We start from the raw sequence: 2,485 nt of genomic DNA, 5'->3' as shown, positions 1-2,485 counted from the left end.
CGCCGTCGACGCGAGGGGAGTCTGGCCGCCTCTTGGTATTCCGAAACTTGTTCTCGGAGGCCGTTTCTGGTGCGTCGTCGCAGGATGCGGAAAGAAACCGGCCCGGCAGAGCCAATTTGCAGATCGTGCGCACCGTGAGTAGGTACTGGCGAAGGAAGGAACCTGTCGTGTAGGGCAAGTCGTAGGTCACGCACAGCGCGCGGACCCGTTCGCCGATCTCGGGTAACCGATTGCTCGGCAGATCAGGAAACAGGTGATGTTCGATCTGGTAGCAGAGGTTTCCGCTCATGAAGGCCAACACCCGCCCGGCCCGGAAGTTCGCGGTACCCAGCATTTGCCGCAGATACCACTCCGGCTTCGTCTCGTCCTCCAAGACCGACGCGGTGAACTTTTCGGCGCCGTCGGCGAAATGACCGCAGACGATGACGATGTAGGCCCACCCGTTGCGAAGCCCGTTCGCCACCACGTTGGCTCCCAGTGTGCGACGCCAACGCCGGTGGCTCAAAGCAGGAAAGAGAACATAATCCTTGCCGGCCTGGCGAGCCATTTTGCGGATCATTGCTTTGGTGTGGGCAGCTTTGCCGGCTTCTGTGGTCTCCCGACCCTGGACCGAGTACAGGCCGTGCATCGCGACACCCCATTCGAAGGCGGCCGCCAGCAGCACTGCGCGCAACGGCTGCAACAGGTTGCCTGGCCGCCATTCCTGGTCGCGGGTGACCCGCATGACTCCGAAGCCGAGGTCGTCGTCCATGCCGATGACATTGGTGAACTTGTGGTGAAGGTGGTTGTGCGAGGACCGCCAGTGCGATGAGGGACCGACCATGTCCCATTCCCAGGTAGCCGAATGGATTTCCGGGTCGTTCATCCAATCCCACTGACCGTGGGTGATGTTATGGGCGAGTTCCATGTTCTCGACACACTTGGCCACAGCCAGCGCGACGGTTCCGACGGCCCAGCCGAACTTGGTTTTCGTGGCAAGGATGGTCAGCCTCGCCGCGACCTCGAGGCATCGCTGGAAGGCGATGGCGCGACGGATATATTCACGGTCCTTGACGCCCCGCGACTCCTCGATGTCGCAGCGAATCGTGTCCAACTCGACCGCGAGCGCGGCGACATCCGCGTCGCTCAGATGGGCGTATTCGGGTACTTCGGTGATGGCCATCGACGCTTACCGCGGTTTGGCCGGGGTCGCAGGTGGACCTGTCCGCGCGAAGGCGCGCAGCGGCCAGTTGAACAGCTGGAGCATCTGTCTGAGCACCTGCTTTATCGGCTCTACGCCGTGTCTGACCGTGGATTGTCGGTATCGCTCGCAGACTCTACACGGCGGGCGTCACACCGTTGTCTCAGCGCGATTAAGGTGCGCGATTAAGGTGGTTGCATGCCACTTCAAGGTGAATACGCTCCGAGCCCGTGGGACTGGTCCCGAGAACAAGCTGAGAAGTTTGCCGAATCCGGCGGGGCCGAGGCCGCCGATATGAAAGGCAAGCCCATCATCCTGTTGACCACGGTGGGCGCCAAGACCGGCAAACTCCGCAAAACCCCGCTGATGCGGGTCGAGCACGACGGCCAGTACGCCGTCGTCGCCTCCCTCGGCGGAGCCCCGAAGAACCCGGTCTGGTACTACAACATCGCCAAGAACCCGCGCGTCGAGCTGCAGGATGGCGGCGTTACCCGCGACTACGACGCCCACGAGGTGTTCGGCGACGAGAAGGCCGTCTGGTGGGAGCGTGCAGTCGAGGCCTGGCCGGACTACGCCGACTACCAGAAGAAGACCGATCGGCAGATTCCGGTCTTCGTGCTTACCCCTGCGCAGTGAACTTGCAGCTGGGTGGCACCATTAACCAGTGTCCGCCGAACTGAGCCAGACTCCTAGCACCCCGGGTGGTGGGCCGCTGTCTGCGGCCGAGATCGACGCTGCGGCGAAGCGAATCGCCGGGGTCGTCACGCCCACACCGCTTCAGTTCAGCGAGCGGTTGTCGGCGACGACTGGGGCCAGCGTCTACCTCAAGCGCGAAGACCTGCAGGTAGTGCGCTCGTACAAGTTGCGCGGTGCCTACAACCTGTTGGTGCAGTTGTCGGACGAGGAGCTGGCCGCGGGCGTGGTCTGCTCGTCGGCGGGAAACCACGCGCAGGGCTTCGCGTTCGCCTGCCGGACGCTGGGTGTGCAGGGGCGTGTCTACGTGCCAGCCAAGACCCCGAAGCAGAAACGGGACCGCATCCGGTATCACGGCGGAGAGTTCATCGAGCTGATCGTGGGCGGGTCGACGTACGATCTGGCGGCCGAAGCGGCGCTGGCTGACGTGGCGCGCACCGGCGCCACGCTGGTGCCGCCGTACGACGACCTGCGCACGATGGCCGGGCAGGGGACCATCGCCGTGGAGCTGCTGGGTCAGCTCGACGCAGAGCCGGATCTGGTGGTGGTCCCGGTGGGCGGCGGTGGCTGCGTTGCCGGCATCACCACCTACCTCGCCGAGCGGACCAGCAA

At 64.0% G+C, this 2,485-nt stretch carries 3 protein-coding genes; 2 read left to right on the top strand and 1 reads right to left on the bottom strand.

Translation table 11 applies throughout. The annotated features are described in order from the left end of the window. The coding region (locus WB785_RS03535) for a fatty acid desaturase family protein (RefSeq protein ID WP_424077309.1) at window positions 1-1,162 on the bottom strand (1,162 nt) is incomplete at its 3' end. Between the two features lie 216 nt (window positions 1,163-1,378). Here WB785_RS03535 and WB785_RS03530 point away from each other — a divergent pair. Both WB785_RS03530 and WB785_RS03525 read left to right on the top strand, forming a co-directional pair. Then, complete coding sequence (locus WB785_RS03530; RefSeq protein WP_424077308.1) at window positions 1,379-1,816, top strand: nitroreductase family deazaflavin-dependent oxidoreductase; 438 nt, start codon at window positions 1,379-1,381, stop codon at window positions 1,814-1,816. A gap of 28 nt (window positions 1,817-1,844) precedes the next feature. Next, window positions 1,845-2,485, top strand: a 641-nt coding sequence (locus WB785_RS03525) for a pyridoxal-phosphate dependent enzyme (protein ID WP_424077307.1), incomplete at its 3' end; no start/stop codon positions are given.

Source organism: Mycobacterium sp. (genome assembly GCF_049585075.1).
Lineage (GTDB): Bacteria > Actinomycetota > Actinomycetes > Mycobacteriales > Mycobacteriaceae > Mycobacterium.
The sequence above is the reverse complement of the archived record's forward strand: the minus strand, read 5'-3'. Positions and strand labels throughout refer to the sequence as shown.